The sequence below is a fragment of the Haladaptatus caseinilyticus genome (genome assembly GCF_026248685.1).
Taxonomy (GTDB): domain Archaea; phylum Halobacteriota; class Halobacteria; order Halobacteriales; family Haladaptataceae; genus Haladaptatus; species Haladaptatus caseinilyticus.
Window position 1 is genome coordinate 14,769 of sequence record NZ_CP111039.1, and the last position, 18,633, is coordinate 33,401.

Genomic DNA, 18,633 nt, shown 5'->3' on the forward strand with positions numbered 1-18,633 from the left:
AACATAGTGTATGGATATAATAACTGGCGTTATCCTCCCGATTGCAGGCTTTGGATTAGTACTGTATCTTGTCTACACCCTCTATAACTACTATCGAGCAGCACGTGGCCAAGGATAAAAATCGGAGGATCGTTTATAGAAATGAACATCGAAACATAACCCTCAGATAAGAACGTGAGCCTAGTAGTCGATCACTGCACAACGATCGCGTGAACTTCCTGAACGATTTTACACAAAATGGACACTTTCTACTTTCACGATCAGGGTGAGTACGCCGAAAAGCCTCGTCCAGTGAAGTAGAATCCGAGTACTACCAATCCGGCGGCACCAAACGTAATCAGGCTATCAGTGACAGCAATTCCAAACAAACCGAACATAGTGAAATGGATGCCATAGAGCATGTTCCGAACGGCCCCAAGCTGTGTGAGGTCGTCTTCGAGTACCATACGAACAACAAAGTTTCATTCGCTAAATAGACTCCCCCAAATTTTTCTATTGATTGTCGAGTTGTTGCTCCATCTCACCTGTATCTACGTCCCACTGAGCAATCACAGTCGGAAACTCGGACTCTCGAATCGCCCGAAAAGATCGTCATCAGAGGTTTCCCTCTTCACTGTCTGCGAAAATCGCACTCCCAACCTCAAAATCGTCCCAAGCACTACGTTTCTCCCCGTTCATTGTATCGTCACAAACGCCATGAAAAACCCAAGGATCACCAAGAGAGGCCCGCCGACATAGCGGACCATGTCGATCGCTCCCTGTGTCGGAGTGGGATCTTTCGCACCGCTGAGCCGGTTTCGAGCAATCCGTTCCGGATACAGTATGAAGATCACCCCAATCGCGAGAAACACAAGACCCAGTGGATTCATATTTCTCTATAGTTTGTCTCCTGCAATAATACTGCCTCTAAGAACAATACCAACTGACACAGGGTTCACCTCACCCAATCTAATCTGGTACGTCAATGGGAGGAACCGCGAGCTGCCTCAACGAAGCACTATCCGTCTCCTGTTAATACTAACTGAATGGGTATAATTATGGCCTCGCAATGAATCTAAAAAAACACGAGGACTCCTATGGCTCCCAATTCAATCAGCCGTCGTCACCTCTTACAGGCTAGCGGACTATCATTCTTTGCTGGATGTTCAGCGTGGTCAAAGCCAAAGAAGACGGTAGATCCACAGAACATCGAACTTGATCGTAGTAGCTGGACTCATACTCATCACGATACGGCAAACACCAATCACGCACCACAGAGCCATTCTCCGTCAACCGTTTCGCTAACACAACAGTGGCGAATACCGAATGTTGAAACATATGCAACGGTCTCTGATGGTCAAAGCATCTATACTGTTCTTCGACACCAATCACAAGATGTTCTCTGGCGGGTGAATACAGCGACTGGAACTCCTGACTGGCGGTTTCGACCGACGATTGAGGATGCTCGAAATATTCGTATTAACCTTCCAACACTGTCGCAGACGACGGTTTACGTGAATGTAGAATTTAGAACAGATGGCAAAGCAAAGAGTCGGATCTATGCACTCAATCGCCACGATGGTTCGCCACAATGGCAAACCGACGTTACTACACATGCGGCGGTTCGCCTTCACGAATCTGGCATCGCGATTGTCGCCCAACAGGATCCGGACATCTCGCTGGTCGAGGCACTCGACGCGACCACTGGTGAGAAGCTCTGGGAGTTCCCACAGAAAGAATCCTCATTTCCGTTTTTCGGGAAGAAGAAACAGACTGGGTATCAAGAGGACTGGATACCACCTTTGATACCGATTGTTGGGAATCGCCTCTACGTTGCGGTTGTCAAGGAGGATTGGGCAGAGATGCATGTCCTCAACGTCAAAACTGGTGAGGTGCAAAAACAGTTTGATATCCCTAGCCGTGTGGAACATTCGTTGGTTGCCACAAATGGGTTGTTATACGGGACAACCCATACGAGTATTCCGGGAACAGACGTCGCAACTGGGGTGTATGCGTTTGATCCTCGTGAAGAACAGCTGTCGTGGGCGACTGTGACTACGGATGATGTTTATTGGATTGGGGTTTCGAATGAGATCGTCTATTTTCTTGATTATGGCGGTATGCGGAGCGTAGATGCACGAACTGGGAAGGAATTATGGCAGAAAGACTCTGTGTTTGTGTATCCAGCGATTCTCGGAAATCATGTTGCAACATCGAAGCCGAAATCAAATCGGCTCACGTTCCATAATCAGCGCACGGGTCACTCTGTAGCTGAGATCTCACTCCAAAAATCCGATGAAATATCATATGTATTATCTGATAATACTGGCGTGTACATCACTACCAGAATATACAATAAAGGATCCACATTATACAAATTTAGTTAGTACCGGTGAGATGGTATTGAATCAGGATCACCAATAGAAGAAAGCTAGAAAAAGCCAAGATCTGGTACTCTACGGACTACGATGCTGAGGAAAGCTACTCTTCCTGAACGAATTTCACCTATCGTCCTGTCAATAAACCTTAGAAACGAAAGTATATAAGTTCGATACGCTTGCCAAACTCTCTTAGTTCTGCTTAGTGCAAATTGTGGGAGTCTGAGTCGCCGTATCACTGTGAGCAACTTCGATTGAATATTTGGTGTATAAGCAGAAGTAGACCACCCCTGGGAATACCACTGTATGGACTGATCAATGTTGAATTTTTAACGCTTGCTAACAAAGAAATAACCGGTAACAAATGACCAACGCCCTCAATGAATATCTTAAAGAAAGGCCAGCACTCGGCGGTCTTACCGTCCTTGGTATGCTCCTCATTGGAATGATGATTTGGGCAAAAATATACTATCCTCATCGTTCTATCGGAACTATTCTCTTTGACCCTGGTCTTTGGTTTGTCTTTGTTCTCATCGCCCCTGTCCTTTTTCTCAGTTATTACCTCAGTTCTAAATATTTAAACTGACCAATAACAAATAGCGCCTAGTCAATAATCCGAAGATACTACAAATTGTAGCTACAGATCGTACAAAAGACACGTGATGCCCGTTTTCTGCTTTCTAACCGCTAATCGCCACGATGATTGGCGGATGACGAAGAGGTATTAATCCCCTTCGTAATCACATAGAGTAATCCAGTGAGGAGCGCGGTATTTTGGATGACTGTGATGAGAGTACTCCGTAGTCCATAGAGGAGTTCAATACCGAACGCTGCGATGAATTCGTCGAGAAAATGGGCGAGGAGAAAGCCGAGTAAGAGGATTGTTCCAACGCGGAGGCTTTCGGTGAGTAGCCACTGACTATTGATGCCGAGTTTATTCATAGAACTAACTGGTTTTCTACTGCGATAAATCTACGCTCTCTATTTAACACGAGGGAGAATCTACGCTGAAACAATCAATCTATTTTGGGAGGAAGTCGAGTAATCAACTGTCAATTCTCTCTTTTCCCATCATCATTGAGTTTTCTCGGTACTTCCCTCATCGACTCGGAGCGTGAATCCCCACGTGAACGTCTCATCATACCCATTTTCGTCGCTGATGTTGTACGGGGTCTCAAATCTGTACTTCCCGGTTGGAATGCACCCTCCAACAGTGGGATCATCAACAACAATTAGTTCTTCACTCGATGATTCGCCCGGTTCGAGGGTTTCTGTCCCGGAGTACTCATTTGACCAACGTAGCTCCCCCTGTGATTTGCCGTCCGACCCAATGCAGTCAGGAGCATAATCAGCTGGTGGGCTATCTGGGGCACGGAGCGAATACAGGAGGATGCCCGAATCACCTGCCCGTGAGCTTGCACCTTTGTAGTAGGCTGGCTCGAACTCCCTCGTCGCTTCACCGGTGTTTTTCGCTGTCGCTTTCAGATGAGCAGTTTGTGTTTTGGTGAGTTCCGCCTGAACGACGTCGATAGTTAAGTCAACCGGACACCGTTCTGGAACCGAATCGGTCTGTCGGACGGAAACTCGTTTTGGGAATGGTGAGTTACCTGATGATGCGTTTCCGAGACAGCCAGCAGAGACTGCGAAGAGAGAGAAGAGGCTGAGTAGTGTAGTTCGGCGTTTCATGTTCGGAGGTGTTTCTATTAGACAATAAGCTTCGTGTACAGTGAAATATCTCTTTTACACTTCTATAAGCGGCAGTGGAACCACCCTGGCACCCCACTCAAAACCATGCGTGAATGCCATACCCTTCACTATAGTCTCGATAGGATCGTCAACGAGAGGATGGACGACTGTACTTTCTGAAATTACCAATGTTGATTGCGTATTGCCAGTATTGAGAATACCGGGTATTGTACTTGGACTTGTGATGTGCTCATTTATTATGAATGATGTCGTTTTAATATCCGATGACACAATCAATCCCAGCTCAAGTGTTCCTCCAGAAAACCGTTCCAAACACCGATTTTTTCAATTCTCTCATCAATATGACAATTTTTGCAGCACTAACAGTGATTCTATTCTATATTACAAACATTTTAGTAAGACGAAGGATTAGCAAATATTATTATTTAATTAAGTTATTGTTGTTATTTGGCGCAGTTATGGTCTCGTCACTTCTCGTAGGATGGGTTTCAGTAAACATGATTTACTTGATAATCATCCTGGGAATTAGAATTCGTTGGCCCACTCCACGGAATTCCCGTACTCGTAAAGGACGCACTTGAGACGACAGATATGCCAACATCGTTCGGTTCGGAAGCCTTTGCAGACTACATGGCTGAGCACGATGCGACCGTTATCCAGGACCTTCGGGAAGCGGGAGCAGTGATCCTTGCTAAAACAAATCTACCGGACTGGGCGACCTCTTGGTTTGGATTTTCGTCCATTACGGGCCGAACGAAGAATCCGTATGCAACGGATCGGGATCCTGGTGGCTCAAGCAGTGGAACTGGCGCTGCAGTGGCCGCCAATCTCGGTGCCATTGGTATCGGCACCGATTGTGGAGGGTCAATTCGTGTCCCCGCCTCGTTTGACAATTTGGTTGGATATCGTGTGACTCCCGGCCTAATCAGTCGGGCAGGTGTGAATCCTCTTGTCTCTCATCAGGATACGGCTGGACCGATGACACGAACCGTCAGAGACACTGCTAAATTACTGGATATCTTGGTTGGCTACGATCTGGACGACCCACTCACTGCTGTGACCGAACTCGAATCCATTCATGGTTCATACGTCGATCAACTCAGGCCAGACGCCCTTCGGGACGCACATATCGGTGTTGTCCGTAATGCGTTCGGTGACAGTGAGAACCCCAACGCAGCACCTGTCAATGATGTCATTGAAGACGCGCTCGTGACCATGCGTAACTCTGGGGCAAACCTTATCGATCCGATCGAACTCCCGAACCTCGACGATCATCTTGCACACACCATGTTGTACGTGCTGCAGTCGAAGCGAGACATCAACGGTTTCCTGGCACAACGAGACGTCCCAGTCGAGACCGTTGATGAACTCTACGAGACGGATCAGTATCATGAACTGCTCGACCTTTTCATCGCGTTTGTTGAGGATGGGCCTGACGACTTAGAGAACGAGGTCGAATACTGGCGAAGCCGAACAGCACAATATACATTCCAGCAAGAGATCCTCAATGTTTTTGCCGAACATGATCTCGATGCACTGGTGTATCCGGATGTTCAAGTGATTCCGCCACTGGAGAGTGAGATTCGGGAGGGCGAATACGAGACAATGACGTTCCCGACAAATACTCTCATCGCATCTCAGTCGTTATGCCCTGCAATGTCAGTGCCTGCGGGGTTCACGGATGACGATCTGCCGGTTGGTATCGAATTCCTTGGAAGGCCGTATGATGAACGAACAGTGCTCGGGTTTGGCTATTCGTTCGAGCAAACGACCCACCATCGAGGGGCACCAGAGACCGCGCCGTCGCTTTCCAAATAGGGGATGAAGCTCCGTCTCATTTCTCCCGCTTAATGCTGATTTCTGTCTTTGCCGCAAACCCCCGACTGTCTGGGTGGTAGCCAGGTACACATCGATCCAGCCCACTTCAATCCAGTAGGTGATTGACTCATCATCCCACAAGTCACAGTTACGAAAACAGACATTGATGGGTTTGCCGATAGTTTCACGGATCGTACGTCTGTATTTGGCTGCGGACTCACTGTCGTTACCAACGAATATTGCGTTGGATGTTATATCAGACAAATATGAAAAACGACCACCATTATTTTGAGATCGTATTTCCAACTACTCTGTAGGATTCCATCTGCCACTTAGTGCATGAACAAGATCAAGAAGAAAATTGGACTGTTCGTCGTTCGATGTCTGATGCGAGTTGGATTGATTGAAGAGCCCGGTGACAAGTGGCGAGAGCAGGAAGAAGAAAAGGAATGATTTTCTAAAACTCCTAAACATAACTGCTGCCGGCAATACGACTGACGATGGCACGCTCGATGTTTTTCGGAAGACGATGGGGATGCCAAATCGGCTGGCTACGATTGTAACGGCATAAACGATGTCCCTGCTGGGATGATTTTTATTTATTCAGATTACGTAGATATCTGCGTAGATTTTTATTGCTCCAGGGACGAGTATCTTACTGATCATGAATACAGACCGTCTCTTGAAAGAACTCGAGATTGTTGGAGATTTCGACGAAAAACAAGATCGACATCCACCGGTTATCCGCCTCATGCAGGACGTGCTTGAACATGGGGAAGTGCATGCGGAGTTCGGCGATGACTCAGACCGCTATGTCGAGATTCGACAGGGAACGACAACCTTTGATTTCGATGGTGAGATCTTTGTCATTGACGATGGGATTACAGAACACTACTTTACGATGAACCAATTAGTGAACTGGGAACGGCCGAGGAACGTCTTCGAACCAACTAAATAAGTAGTACCTCGTGACCGTCGATCGACTCTGCCTCGATTTCTCAATGGTTCCTTCCCTGGCTTGAGGCAAAACGTTAGAGAAGAACCGTTTCTGAATAGGATTGAAAGCCAGACGACAAATTGCCACTTGAAAATTTTTTACCCTTCTATTCGTGGAACTCAGTGAACAGATGATATTTTGTCTCGCCACGAAGTTCCAAAAGAATCCGTTCGACTACTATTTCAGTTGGGGCATGTAGTCCTGTGACTCGCTCCTCAAGGTCAGAAAAATTCTCAAACGAGCGGCGTCGTCGTTTTTCTATAATGCGATCTCGGAGTGTTGGCCCGACACCTGGAAGTAAATCGAGTTGATGGCGTCGGACGGTAAATTGGTGACCAATAGGCGACACTGGCGTATAACGCGCCAGCAGCAACCGGGCCGACCGCACGTGCAACACTCCCTGCACTCTGTGTCAGCCCAAACGCACCACCTTGCTGATCCTCGTCCGCATTTCTCGATACAAGGGTCGTCAGCGTCACATTCGCAATACCGTTCCCAGCCGCCAGAAACGATAAAATTGCTAATAGTGCGAGCAGCGATCCCGATACCATCGGAACCGGACTACTACTAAGTGCGTGGAGTAACTGCCCTAACTCAGGTGCGAATGGAATCGCGGCAAGTGTAACGAGTTGGGTGCTAATGCCTGCAATCGCCAGAGACCGATCGGTAAAGCGTTCGGTTAGTCGACCGATGAGGCCACCCTGCACAACAGCAATCACGACACCGACATACGCAAGCACATACCCGTTCACTGTCGGTCCGTATCCGTACAAATCCTTTGTCAGCAGTACAAACATGCTCTCCATTCCCGAAAATGCCAGTGAAAGGAGAAAGAACGCAATGATGAGTCCATTCAATCTTGGGTCCGAAAGGGCGTCCAGAAGACGAGTGAGACGCCCCGTATCATCAACAGCGTTCGTTTGTTGTGTCCGGGTTTCAGGCAGTATTACTACCGCCACAATGAGATTGAGTGCGCAGATCCCTGCGGCGAGAAAGCTCGGGAGCGTGAACACTGTCGTCGGAATAAATGCCGGAAGGAGCCGACCGGCAGTCATCACGATCTTTGGGCTCGATGCGATCCCGCCCAATGCTGGGCCGAAGACAAACCCGAGCCCGAATGCTGCGCCAACGAGACCGAGACCTTTCGCTCGCTCGTCTGGCCGTGTGATATCAGCTATATATGCCTGTGCGGTTGCGATATTGCCACCCATTGCGCCAGCTAACAACCGAGCGGCAAACAGGACAATGAGGCCGTTGGCAAGGCCAAAGAGCGTCCACGCAATCACACTACCAAGAAGTGAAATAAGCAGTACTGGCCGGCGCCCATACTGGTCACTCAACCGACCGAGAATGGGTGCGAAGATGAATTGTGTTATCGAGTACGACGCGATCAATACACCGACAACAAATTCACTTGCCCCAAATTGCTGCGCATAGAGTGGGATAATCGGGATGAGAATCCCAAACCCGAGGAGATCGACGAAGACAGTAGTGAAGGTGATAACGAGTGCTCGTCTGTGTCCAGGTTCTTGTGCCATTGTTAGAGGAGCCCAGCGATGACGAGTAATGCAGCTGCTGCCATCGCTGCGACGAGATACAGCCCCCACGAGTTCTCGACAGCAGTTTTCGTATCACCTGTTTCGAGCGCGCTGGTGAGTTGACTTGTTGCTGCATGTGAAACACCAGCAAGAACGAGCCACAACACAACCATCGACACGACAAGGTGCCCACGACCGGTCGACTGGAGGCTCCCGAACGTATAGAGTCGCCCGGCGAGATGTCCACCTGTGATGAATAGTAATGCGACGGCTGCCACTGAGAGGTAGCTGAATCGCTTTGCAATAGTGCTAAGCGCCCGAGCATCAAAGTGATTCGCGCGAGCAGCTGGTAAGACTGCACCAACGAACAGGAGGGTTCCTCCAGCCCATGCACCGGCAAACACGGTGTGAATAACTCGAATAATTGTATCGATGAGTGCCATCATTCCATCCTCTGAACCGTATGTTTATACGTGTTCGGATAATATCCGACTGTGTATAATCCAAATACGATTATGAACTTCGATAGCAATCGATCCAGAGGCGTGTTGACTCCGGCCGACCGAGCGTATCTGCTTGGGGAAGCAGAGATGAGCCATGAACAGTCCAAACGAAACGCAGAGGCACGGATTCGACGGCGAGTGACAAATAGCGTTCTCGACTTCGATGTCCTGGTTCACCACTTCAAACAGAAGGATCGCCAGCAAGTGTTTGCACAAGCGGCGGAAAACGACGACTTCATCGACGGCCTTCGAGCGATGCTGTCGTTCGTCTACATCGGGATGAAAGAGCAAGGAATTGATTTCGAGACGGTACTCAAACCGGCCATCCAGAAGTCTGAAGAGGTGTACGCTGCAGACCGGCTCGCAACGACCGTTGACGTCGATGTCGCTTTCGACGTAGAAACAACCGTTGGGCCGACGGTCGATGATATCACTACTCGGCTCGATGCAGGCGATGCCGTGACACCACGTGAGCTGTTTTCCGTTATTATTGATGAACAAGGAGTCGTTGATGGATTCGATGAGATTCAACTCCGGCTAACTGGCAACGACAGTGACGTCTCGGAAAGCGAGTTCGTGGACAGAATTGCACGGTTTCTCGATGTGTCCGTTGAGCAACAGAGTGAGTCGCTCGTCGTCCTTCGCCCGGTCGAGGATACCACAACTACTGACTGATAACTGTGGGCGGAATATAATCTATTTCGGATTAACCAGTAACCCGAAATAGAAAGCGTTATTCCCACGGTTCCCAGAGAGCCAACTATGGCTCCAAAGCCATCCGAAAATCCGACGAACGACAAACAAACGACCGGCACGAGCCGTCGCCGTATTCTTACGCTCGGTGCATCTCTCGGAGTAACAACGCTCGCTGGATGCCTCGGCAGTGGAACCGACAGCTCGGACACAACAGAGAATACTGATGGGTCGGCTGTCGATTCGTGGATGAGCGACGCCCTCAACTATGATGGTGTCGTGGACAAGACGGGGTCAGATCGAGTCGTGGTTGCTGTCGGTGCGGGAGGTGACACTGGCCCGTACGCGTTTGATCCCGCCGCAATTCGTGTATCTCCTGGAACAACGGTGGTCTGGGAATGGACTGGTAAGGGTGGCGCACACAATGTTGTTGAAGAAAATGGTGCATTTGCAAGCGACTTACTGAGTAACAAGAATGCGACATTTAAACACACTGTTGAAGAATCCAAAACGTATCAGTATGTCTGTGAACCACATCGCAGCATGGGTATGAAAGGAGCTCTCGTTGTCGAGTAGATAGGGTGACCATTCATTTCCACAATATTTAATAGGAATTATATATCATAGGGTTGCATATTTCTGGTTAGTGGGGTTCACACGGCATAAAAAGTAGGATGTTCAGAATAGTTTGTCTATTGATGTCGGTAGTAGTGGTCACCTCTCGGTATGGTTGCTCTTCTAGTAAAATATCATAGATATAATTGCACAAATGGTCGTGAATATGCTGTTTAGTCTAAACACGCCGTCGAACGGTGAACGTGATTTTGGTGTAATCTAAATCCACTACCGGGAGCCCATCAACGGAAGTATACAAATCCGGTACGCTTGCCAGACTTTGTTAGTTCTGCTTAGTGCAAAACGTGGGAGTATGAGTCGCCGTCTCAGGACAGCACGAAATTTGTTCCACCAGTAGGAGACTACTTCTCGATTCAACCTCCACGATCTTACAAGCGATTGATGAGGATATTCATTCTCGCGTGAACCCCTTCGATAGAGTTGGCGGTTCGCGAGAACGTACAACGGCTGGATGCCTCGACAATAAAGGGGTGATTGAATTTATCTATATACACTCCCAATGTCGCTACGTAACCGTCAGTATGGGCTCCAACCTTTCTGATGAGACAGCCGATAACTACCGTTCAATGTACTGTTTCACAAAGATTTACAACGGTATTCTGGGTACTCTGTTTGAGGATAAAAATGGCAACTCTTGTAACCGGTGGCCTTGGTCGTTCGGGACGGTGGATAGTTACCACTCTCGCAGATGCAGGTTACGATGTCGTCTGTGTCGACTTCACCCATCCCGGGTGGGGCATTCAGGGTCGAGAAAACGTCGAGTTTCGGAGATGTGACCTTACCGAGTTCGGAAAAGTAGCGCATATCGTCGCCGAGATCGATCCGGATCACGTTGTTCACTGGGGTGCAATTCCAGCAATGGGACGAACCGCTGGGGTCGAAGTATTTGAGAACAATGTCATGGCAACGTACAACGTGTTGGTTACCGCGGGTAGAGCAGGCGCCGACATCGTCGCGGCCTCAAGTGAGAGCGCGTACGGAACTGCATTCGCTGAAGAACCGTGGCTCCCCGATTATTTCCCGATCGATGAGACACATGAATTGCGACCTGAGGACTCCTACGGGACATCGAAGGTCGTCGGGGAGAATATTGCAGACATGGTCACACGGAAAAACGGCGTCAAGATCGCGTCGATCCGCCCATCGTGGATTCAATATCCAAATGAATATCGATGTCTCGATACCCGTGACGACCTCTCTGCAGGTGTTGGAAACTTTTGGTCATACGTCGACGTGCGTGATATCGCATCGCTCGTTCAAGCAGGACTAGAAGCGGACTTCGATGGTCACGAACCATTCTTAGGTGTAGCTGCGGAGAATTACATGGATCGACCATTACGAGAGTTGATCGCCGAGTACTTTAGAGAAGTTCCTGAAACGTTCGACGTGGATGGTGATGGATCGGCATTCACGACACGGAAGGCTCAAGAACTCCTTGAGTGGGTGCCAGCTCATTCGTGGGACACTGCTGCGACCGAGACAGTTCCCGATCCACAGCTCACTGTCGATTGATTCCAGGTGTAGATTTGACCGCGACGTATCGCGGCATAATTAGCATTCCTTTATCGATCATCGCGTGGTCGTAACGATGCAAAGCAGTTTCCTGTTCGCAATGCGTTTGTGTGTTGCCGCAGTAGCGACTTGGGTGGGTGCTAGTACGTGACAAACTGTAATTCGATGTTGGGCACGTGCCCGTTCTGTCGGGCGACGATTCCAAGAAGTAGTCTCCACATCGAATACGAGACCGAGACTGGGAACACAGTCTATGCGGAATGTCCCGGTTGTCGTGAAATCGTTCGACCAGACTAATTGTTGTTCCGAAAATCGGTGATCAATGCTATGATGGTCTGAATCTCCTACGAGGATATAAATCGATAAGCGGCAGTGGGATAATAGCATTCTACAGAGACTGCATACGGCATCGAGGTGTAGACGTAGCCATGATACAGTGACCCACATGTACTGCGTGTTTTCGTATGTAAATTGTATTGATGGGGTCTACAATGCCGATACGTGTGGACTATCAACGTTAGCCAAATGATTCTTTATTGAATTGTATCCCATACTTATTATTGCGGTACTGGGACATGTGTTGACGGTAATACACCTGTCCACCTTGTTACCTCGACCATCGGAGGTGTCCCTGCCGATAGCACTGTTAGCAGCACTCTTGCGTTCGTTGCAGGAGTCGCCAACAGCCCGACTATACACAGACTATGACCGCAAACAACAATCCCCCCACGGACGATGGGACGCTCGAATCGATCACAGACCTTTGTGCAGACGCAACAGACCAACTCAACTCGCGGCGCGCATTCATGAGCAACACAGTGAAGGCTGGCGTCGGCATTGGTGCTTTATCCTTTGCTGGGTCAGGGACCACAGCAGCGGGCGACAAAGCACGAATCTACGGCTTCACGGTTGTTCCGCCCACCAAAGACACGCACAAGCGGACTTCCAAGTGTCAGTACCCCTCGAGCGAACACGGACTTGCGCTGTACGCAAAGCACGGCAAAACCGCGCTCGTTCCGGTGAACCTCTCGTCGGGCACGTTCAACGTCAAGAAGGCTAGCCCAATTACGGGGCTAAAGAAAGATACCCTGCTTGTTGGATTGGATTATCGACCATCCAACGGCGTATTGTACGCGTTGGATGCTCACGGTCAACTCTACACGATCTCGATGCCGAAAAAGCACGGCAAAGCCGTCTCGGCCCGGCCGGTCGGGTCACCAGCCGACTATAGTGGTGCCGACCTCAGCGATGGGATCGGGTTTGACTTCAATCCAGTCGCGGATGCGATCCGCGTTGTGACGACAACCTCCGAGAGTTTCGTCACGAACGCCGATGATGGAACGATCATTCGACAGGATCCCGATACATTCTACGCGACGGGTGACCCAAATGAAGGGACAGCGCCGCAACTCAGTGCCGCAGCATATACCAACAGCGTTCCGGACCCAACGACAACCACGCTGTACGATATCGACAGCAATCTCGATGTTCTCGTCCGCCAGAACGCCGATCCGAACTCACCGAACACTAGTGAGCTCACAACGATCGGTGAGCTCGGCATTGATGTCGCCGCGATCAACGGCTTCGACATTTCGGGGACGACTGGGACGGCCTACGCAGTGTTGACTGTTGATGGGAAGACTGGACTGTACACGATTGATCTCATGTCGGGGACGGCAACGCAAGTTACGGGTGACGGAATGGACGACACCGTTACCGACATCGATGTGCTGAATTATGCGCTGACCCTCGAAAAGTTAGAGGCAGCCTTCTACACGCAGGGCCAGCAGATGTTCAGCGAGTGTGAAATCGAGAACTCTGCGGCGGCCAAGCGACTCGGAGAAGAACTGCAGATGTCAACCTATGACTATTTCAACCTCATCCGTGATCACGAACAGACACACGTTGAGACGCTCACACAAGTGATCACGGATCTCGGTGGTGAGCCTGTTTCTGGCCTCGAGTTCGAATTCCCATTCGACACTGTTGAGGAGTACTTCGCGCTCGCCCAAACGTTCGAAAACCTCGGTGTGTCCGCCTACGATGGTGCGATTGCACTCATCGAGAATCCGGATCTCCAGACCGCTGGGGCGACGATTGCAACCGTCGAAGCCCGGCACGCCTCCTATCTCAACATTCTCAATCAGGATGTGCCGTTCCCGATGGCGTTCGACGAGCCGAAGACGATGGAGGAGGTGCTCGCAGCGGCCAGCCAATTCATCGTCGATCAGTAACACGACGACGATTGCGTTTCCCCTTTCTTAGGAACTGGAGTAATCTGCTCCCGTTATACTGACATCAAAGCTTCTGATCGTGTTTTTCGAATTTTAGACAAAGCCGCCCTCAGAGCATTGGGACAGGATACTAGTCTGGCATCCCGATTGTCCGTGAGTCTTGGTGGCTCACGTGATGTCCCACCGTAATCAGTGTGAAAAGGAGGACAATGACAGTCAGTACCAGTTGATCAGACACTTGTCCGACGATAGGGAAATTAACAATTGTCATCGTCAGAAGTCCACAGCTAACTATCACTCCACTACAATACCAGAAGGCCCACCCTCGAATCGGAGTCATACGCACGTCGGATTCATTCTCTTCCGATGTTTCCGATTTGTGTGGTTGGCTGGTCGAGAGATACGGATCGAGTTGCCTGGCGATGTCAGTTCGCGTCACGAGTCCTCGTCCTTGATCATACTCAATCACGCCCTCTTTATCGAGTTTGGGAAGATGTGACTGATATAAGTTGACATAGGTCCGCTGACGTTCTTTCGACACTAATCGTTCAATCGGTGTCTTATATTCCCATGCTGCAACTTGTTCAGCGAGATCACGCATTCGAACCGGATCCGTTGTTTCCTGGAGATAGCGGAGTGCATAGCGTCGGCGTTGGACCTGTAACAGATGGTAAATCGTATCTTTCGAAAGCTGGTGAGGGTGCTCACTCCCCTTGTCAGAAGTCGAACTACCATCAATTGGTTCTGTTGTCTCAGAACTCGTACTCATGAAAGTCTCTTATTTCTAATCTCTTTTAGGCCGTAAAAATCGAGGAAAGTTTGGTATCTTGTCTTTACAGGAATCCTACAACAGGATTCTAGTAATACGTCTTATTCCGAGACGATGAACTGGCCAGCGATTTCTAGAACCTCGTCCATCGATTTAGCCTCGTCAAAAGCATCTGGATACGGCGACTCCATGTTCACACCGTTGAACACCGCTGCGTGACGGGCTTCGACACTGTGAATTGAAAGCGCTGCCGAAAGCAAGTCACTGTTCTGGATCGACGGTGCGGCACCCGCGTAGGCAGCCACACCCGTGTTTTCGAGTGCCATCGCCACACCCAAGAACTCAGCAGGTGTCTCGTACCCGAAGTTATACTCAGCGGCTTCGACGGGTGTGCCACCGAGGTCCGTAATCACCTTCGTGAGCTGGTCGACGTGGACTGCTTCGTGCTCACCAACGACTTTGACCTGGTCTGGGATCTGCTCTCGAACCTCATCACAGACGTCGCAACCAAGATCGGCGTTCATGAAGTCGTCAGCAGAGAATTCGTCGAGCCCTTCCTGGTAGAAGGTTGCTTCGAGGTGTTCAAGGGTCAGTGCGTAATTCAGAATGTCAATGTCGTTCATGCTATTATCTCCGGAACCGCTGTCGTTATCATCGCCATCCGATCCATGCTCATCTGCTCCGGCCGTCCCCATGCCGAGTCCTGTCATGCCCGCTGCCCCCACAGCTGCGGCGCCGGCAAGGAACGTGCGCCGGGAACTGAGTTGCTCGCGCATGCTGGTATTCGTTTGTTCGATGCCTTTGGTGTCTGGTTTGGTAGGTGGATCCTGGGTCATGATCGATCACTGTACCCAGCTGGTACACCGTTAGATACGGCCATGGACTACAAGAACGATTTCCGAACTCTCACCCAAATCCAACCCAAGTAAAAATAGCGACCTCAGTCCCAGGTAATCCAGGTCAAAAAGACGAGTGCAATCGTCTCAAAAATTCGAATGAGCATGATGGCTCGCTGGGCAATCATCGGCATCTCCGCCGAAAACCACACGTGCAGTACGTGTAGAGGGTACGAAGTCGTCGAGCCGACCAGCGCGTCGCCAGCGTGTTCTTCCCGACAGCAGCGTCCGCTGTTCGGTCTGGCCACGTGGTGTCTAACAGATTCACGAACACGATTGCTGTGAATGGAACGAGAGCAAGTACGACCTCTATTGTGAGACTGCTAGTTTGGACAACATAGCCGTAGAGCGGAAGAAGCATCCCACCAAGAATTGCGTTATCCAGTTCACCGAACCCTCGCCATGCCAACCGAAGTGGGCCGACAGAATACTGCCAGCCGAGCGCGATCCCAATCGCAAGCACGACGAACGCAATGGATGGGAGTGCCTGCCAATACAGAATCACAAGCAAGGCTGTCGCTGTAAGTGATACAGTTCCAGCAGCCAGTGCTACATTTGGTGAGAGTCCAGTTTCAGGGAGTGCACCACTTCCACCCGAAAAGGGTGTCCGAGTCGTGAGTTCGTCTGTCTCGGCGTCGGCATATTCATTTGCGTGGTGGACACTAGCAGATCCCACAAGCACGACTACGAGACCGATAACGAACCGCTGTGAGTGGAAGGATTCCCCGTGTGTAGCGGCGATGGCGGCACCAAGCCAGTAGACGATCATAATAAGCACTAATTGTGGCGGTCGTGCCATCCGAACAATCGCCCGTATGATAGTCCACTTCTCATGCCGTCCTGGATCCTCTCCGGTCTGTGAATCTTCCATTGTTGAGCGCATACAGTGCTAGTTTACTCGGGAATATCCCGATACATTCCTTTGTGGAGCGCCCAATCATATGGTTTGTACTTGATACGAGGGTGTTCGGATCGCTGAAGCACATCGTACTGACGAAGACAGTCGTAGATGCCGCTCCGTCCACCGAAATCTCCGCGATAATACAGAAACAGGCGAGAGACATGAATAACATCTGCGGTGGTGTCATACGTTGTTGATTGAGAGAGAAACGACCGCGCACTCACGTCGAGTTCAGCGTCGATATTCGCGAGACTATATGCCACGATCGGTGGACAGCTCTCAGCTCCGCAATTCAGCGCAAAATGGATACGTGGGTCAAGGTACTGGAGCCGATGTCGTCGCTCGAACTGACTCGGGAACAACGATGGAATGTATCCAAGTCCATATTTCCATTTTGAATGGCGGAGAAGGCCATGTTCAATAGCATCGAGACTCAGTGCAGTTCCAGCTACATCGATACGAGGTTTTCTGAAAAACCGGCGTTTGGTATCGAAGAGGCCTGGGTCGCTCTCGAGATGATATTGGACGGTGGCGTTGTATAGATTAAGCCAGAACGTCAGTGCCGCGTGGTGGCTGTCCTGCAGAATTGACAACTGGTTGTCGTTCAGTCTCGCAAGGTGGCGCACGTATTCGTGTGGATTCTCGCCATGTCGAACAGCCATGAGAAACTGACGTGCTATCTTGGTGAGATTCCGAGTATCATGTATAAGCGGACGTTAGGGATGGCACTTAGTATGCTACTCGTGGTAATGAGTGTTTGTTTGGTAGCACTGACTGCTGACTTTGAGGTTGATCTGGACAGTGGAATATCTTCGACCAAGTTATTCTCTCGATTAGGAAGGGTGAGAGAAGTCACTCAATTGCTACCGCCACCGCCTGGCGTTTCGGTCTCCATTCCCGACTGGTTCCCCATCCCCGTCTCATTTCCCTGTCCATCCTGATTCATTGCCACCTGCGGAACGACAGTCACATTGATGACTTGGCTCACGGCTGGATACTGATAGCCATCGTTTGCCGCACTCACTAGTCGGACTGGCTGGGTTTCCTCTGGTCCCGTGTTGGGCGATGATTGTCGTTCGACTTGATCAGGCCCGACACCTGGCGCCTGGTTTTGCTCCGTTCCTGCATCCCACAACAGAACCTGCGGTGTGACATTTCCTTGAATCGGATGGCCTGTGCCATCAAAGAGAGCAATTCCCGATTCGTCGGGACTGAAAAAGAGATCATTCGATGGCACAAACATCGTTGCGAACGTGAGGCGTTCACCAGGCATTGCCTGGGTCATAAACTGGTACGACTGCCCCGGGCCAATTGGACTGGGTTCATTTCCATCAACGGGAGTATCGAAGACACCGCTAGTTGTCACACCGTCTTGGTTCGGCAGTGACTCGCCGAGTTGGGTTGGATCACCATCCTCTGCGATTCCCTCTACTCCCTGGCCCCGATCCTGCTTACCAGGTGTGAAAATCGGGTTTGACCTCATGAACACTGCATATGCACCGGGTGAAAGTGGAACTGGCTGGGGTTGCCCTTCTGCTGGCTGTAAGGTCATCTCCGAGGAAACGTTCTCAATGCGGACGCGAAATGCTGTTCCCGCTTGCGAGCGTTCTCCGCCCGTTCCGGTTTCAGTTTGTGCGCTTACCACAGGAGCACCAGTCAGAAGTGAACTCCCTACAACACTTCCTGCACTCAGTTGTGCTGTTCTTCGTAGTATCTGGCGGCGTGATACTTGTGAGTGAGTTCGAATGGTTCTCCTTGCTGTTGACTCTGCGTGTCTGCAGGTGTCAGAACTCCATTCCTTGCTGTCGGTCTGTCTCATTCTGGATCCCCCCTGGAAAGATGAGCAACAAGAGATGATAAAACGGGAACTCCGTCCATCAAGTGTCTCGCTAGTCTGTCCTGGTCAACCCACCAATACACCATCTCGAAAGCAAGGTAATAGACGAAGAGGGAGTAGTAATGTATAATGGTCGGACAGACGAACATTATTTTTCACCGCCGATGACATCAGGGAGAATCCTTCTCCTGTTCCTTGTCAAACCAGGCACTCAGACCGTGATGATCAAAGAGAG

19 protein-coding genes and 1 pseudogene are annotated in these 18,633 nt (G+C 50.1%); 9 read left to right on the plus strand and 11 right to left on the minus strand.

Annotated features, from left to right (window positions below):
• Positions 1-260: 260 nt before the first annotated feature.
• A complete protein-coding gene (locus tag OOF89_RS17030; protein ID WP_266080826.1) occupies positions 261-446 on the minus strand; it encodes a hypothetical protein in 186 nt (61 codons plus the stop codon).
• Positions 447-1,076: 630 nt separating this feature from the next.
• Here OOF89_RS17030 and OOF89_RS17035 point away from each other — a divergent pair.
• A complete protein-coding gene (locus tag OOF89_RS17035) occupies positions 1,077-2,366 on the plus strand; it encodes an outer membrane protein assembly factor BamB family protein (RefSeq protein WP_266080829.1) in 1,290 nt (429 codons plus the stop codon).
• Between the two features lie 355 nt (positions 2,367-2,721).
• Entirely contained in the window at positions 2,722-2,943 is a 222-nt protein-coding gene (locus OOF89_RS17040; protein WP_266080831.1) for a hypothetical protein, read from the plus strand.
• Positions 2,944-3,044: 101 nt separating this feature from the next.
• Here the strand turns inward: OOF89_RS17040 and OOF89_RS17045 are convergent, their stop codons facing one another.
• Both OOF89_RS17045 and OOF89_RS17050 read right to left on the minus strand, forming a co-directional pair.
• A complete protein-coding gene (locus tag OOF89_RS17045) occupies positions 3,045-3,299 on the minus strand; it encodes a hypothetical protein (RefSeq protein WP_266080833.1) in 255 nt (84 codons plus the stop codon).
• 132 nt (positions 3,300-3,431) lie between these two features.
• Positions 3,432-4,043, minus strand: coding sequence for a hypothetical protein (locus tag OOF89_RS17050; protein ID WP_266080835.1), 612 nt, complete (start codon positions 4,041-4,043; stop codon positions 3,432-3,434).
• A gap of 567 nt (positions 4,044-4,610) precedes the next feature.
• Between OOF89_RS17050 and OOF89_RS17055 the strand changes: the two are divergent.
• Both OOF89_RS17055 and OOF89_RS17060 read left to right on the plus strand, forming a co-directional pair.
• Positions 4,611-5,882 (plus strand): annotated as a pseudogene (locus tag OOF89_RS17055) (amidase); the annotation flags it as partial.
• Positions 5,883-6,546: 664 nt separating this feature from the next.
• Complete coding sequence (locus OOF89_RS17060) at positions 6,547-6,840, plus strand: hypothetical protein (protein WP_266080837.1); 294 nt, start codon at positions 6,547-6,549, stop codon at positions 6,838-6,840.
• A gap of 145 nt (positions 6,841-6,985) precedes the next feature.
• Here the strand turns inward: OOF89_RS17060 and OOF89_RS17065 are convergent, their stop codons facing one another.
• From OOF89_RS17065 to OOF89_RS17075, 3 genes are read right to left on the minus strand one after another with little or no spacing between them, the layout of a single operon-like run.
• Positions 6,986-7,228: a DUF655 domain-containing protein gene (locus tag OOF89_RS17065; RefSeq protein ID WP_266080839.1), complete on the minus strand. Its 243-nt coding sequence runs from the start codon at positions 7,226-7,228 to the stop codon at positions 6,986-6,988.
• The gene (locus tag OOF89_RS17070) at positions 7,113-8,417 is read right to left on the minus strand and encodes an MFS transporter (RefSeq protein WP_266080841.1); all 1,305 of its coding nucleotides are present in this window, start codon (positions 8,415-8,417) and stop codon (positions 7,113-7,115) included. The genes OOF89_RS17065 and OOF89_RS17070 overlap by 116 nt, the downstream gene beginning before the upstream one ends.
• A 2-nt stretch (positions 8,418-8,419) precedes the next feature.
• Positions 8,420-8,860, minus strand: a complete 441-nt coding sequence (locus OOF89_RS17075) for a CopD family protein (protein WP_266080842.1) — start codon at positions 8,858-8,860, stop codon at positions 8,420-8,422.
• Positions 8,861-8,932: 72 nt separating this feature from the next.
• Here OOF89_RS17075 and OOF89_RS17080 point away from each other — a divergent pair, with 72 nt between their 5' ends.
• The 5 genes from OOF89_RS17080 (at position 8,933) to OOF89_RS17095 (ending at position 13,995) form a co-directional block, all read left to right on the plus strand.
• Positions 8,933-9,595, plus strand: a complete 663-nt coding sequence (locus tag OOF89_RS17080) for a hypothetical protein (protein ID WP_266080843.1) — start codon at positions 8,933-8,935, stop codon at positions 9,593-9,595.
• Between the two features lie 87 nt (positions 9,596-9,682).
• Positions 9,683-10,189, plus strand: coding sequence for a halocyanin domain-containing protein (locus OOF89_RS17085; RefSeq protein WP_266080844.1), 507 nt, complete (start codon positions 9,683-9,685; stop codon positions 10,187-10,189).
• A 684-nt stretch (positions 10,190-10,873) separates the two neighbouring features.
• On the plus strand, positions 10,874-11,761 hold the full coding sequence (locus tag OOF89_RS17090) for an NAD-dependent epimerase/dehydratase family protein (RefSeq protein ID WP_266080845.1): 888 nt from the start codon (positions 10,874-10,876) through the stop codon (positions 11,759-11,761).
• A 165-nt stretch (positions 11,762-11,926) separates the two neighbouring features.
• Entirely contained in the window at positions 11,927-12,058 is a 132-nt protein-coding gene (locus OOF89_RS24785) for a DUF7837 family putative zinc-binding protein (protein ID WP_456071290.1), read from the plus strand.
• A 407-nt stretch (positions 12,059-12,465) separates the two neighbouring features.
• Positions 12,466-13,995, plus strand: a complete 1,530-nt coding sequence (locus tag OOF89_RS17095) for a DUF4394 domain-containing protein (protein ID WP_266080846.1) — start codon at positions 12,466-12,468, stop codon at positions 13,993-13,995.
• Between the two features lie 130 nt (positions 13,996-14,125).
• Here OOF89_RS17095 and OOF89_RS24790 read toward each other — a convergent pair whose 3' ends face one another.
• The 5 genes from OOF89_RS24790 to OOF89_RS17115 form a co-directional block, all read right to left on the minus strand.
• Positions 14,126-14,764 carry a DUF7344 domain-containing protein gene (locus tag OOF89_RS24790; protein WP_456071289.1) on the minus strand — a complete coding sequence of 213 codons (639 nt, stop codon included), beginning with the start codon at positions 14,762-14,764 and terminating at the stop codon, positions 14,126-14,128.
• A gap of 101 nt (positions 14,765-14,865) precedes the next feature.
• Positions 14,866-15,600 carry a ferritin-like domain-containing protein gene (locus tag OOF89_RS17100; protein ID WP_266080848.1) on the minus strand — a complete coding sequence of 245 codons (735 nt, stop codon included), beginning with the start codon at positions 15,598-15,600 and terminating at the stop codon, positions 14,866-14,868.
• Positions 15,601-15,784: 184 nt separating this feature from the next.
• Complete coding sequence (locus OOF89_RS17105; protein WP_266080850.1) at positions 15,785-16,459, minus strand: prenyltransferase; 675 nt, start codon at positions 16,457-16,459, stop codon at positions 15,785-15,787.
• 95 nt (positions 16,460-16,554) lie between these two features.
• Positions 16,555-17,223 carry a DUF547 domain-containing protein gene (locus tag OOF89_RS17110; protein WP_266080852.1) on the minus strand — a complete coding sequence of 223 codons (669 nt, stop codon included), beginning with the start codon at positions 17,221-17,223 and terminating at the stop codon, positions 16,555-16,557.
• 194 nt (positions 17,224-17,417) lie between these two features.
• A complete protein-coding gene (locus OOF89_RS17115) occupies positions 17,418-18,380 on the minus strand; it encodes a spondin domain-containing protein (RefSeq protein WP_266080854.1) in 963 nt (320 codons plus the stop codon).
• Positions 18,381-18,633: the final 253 nt, after the last annotated feature.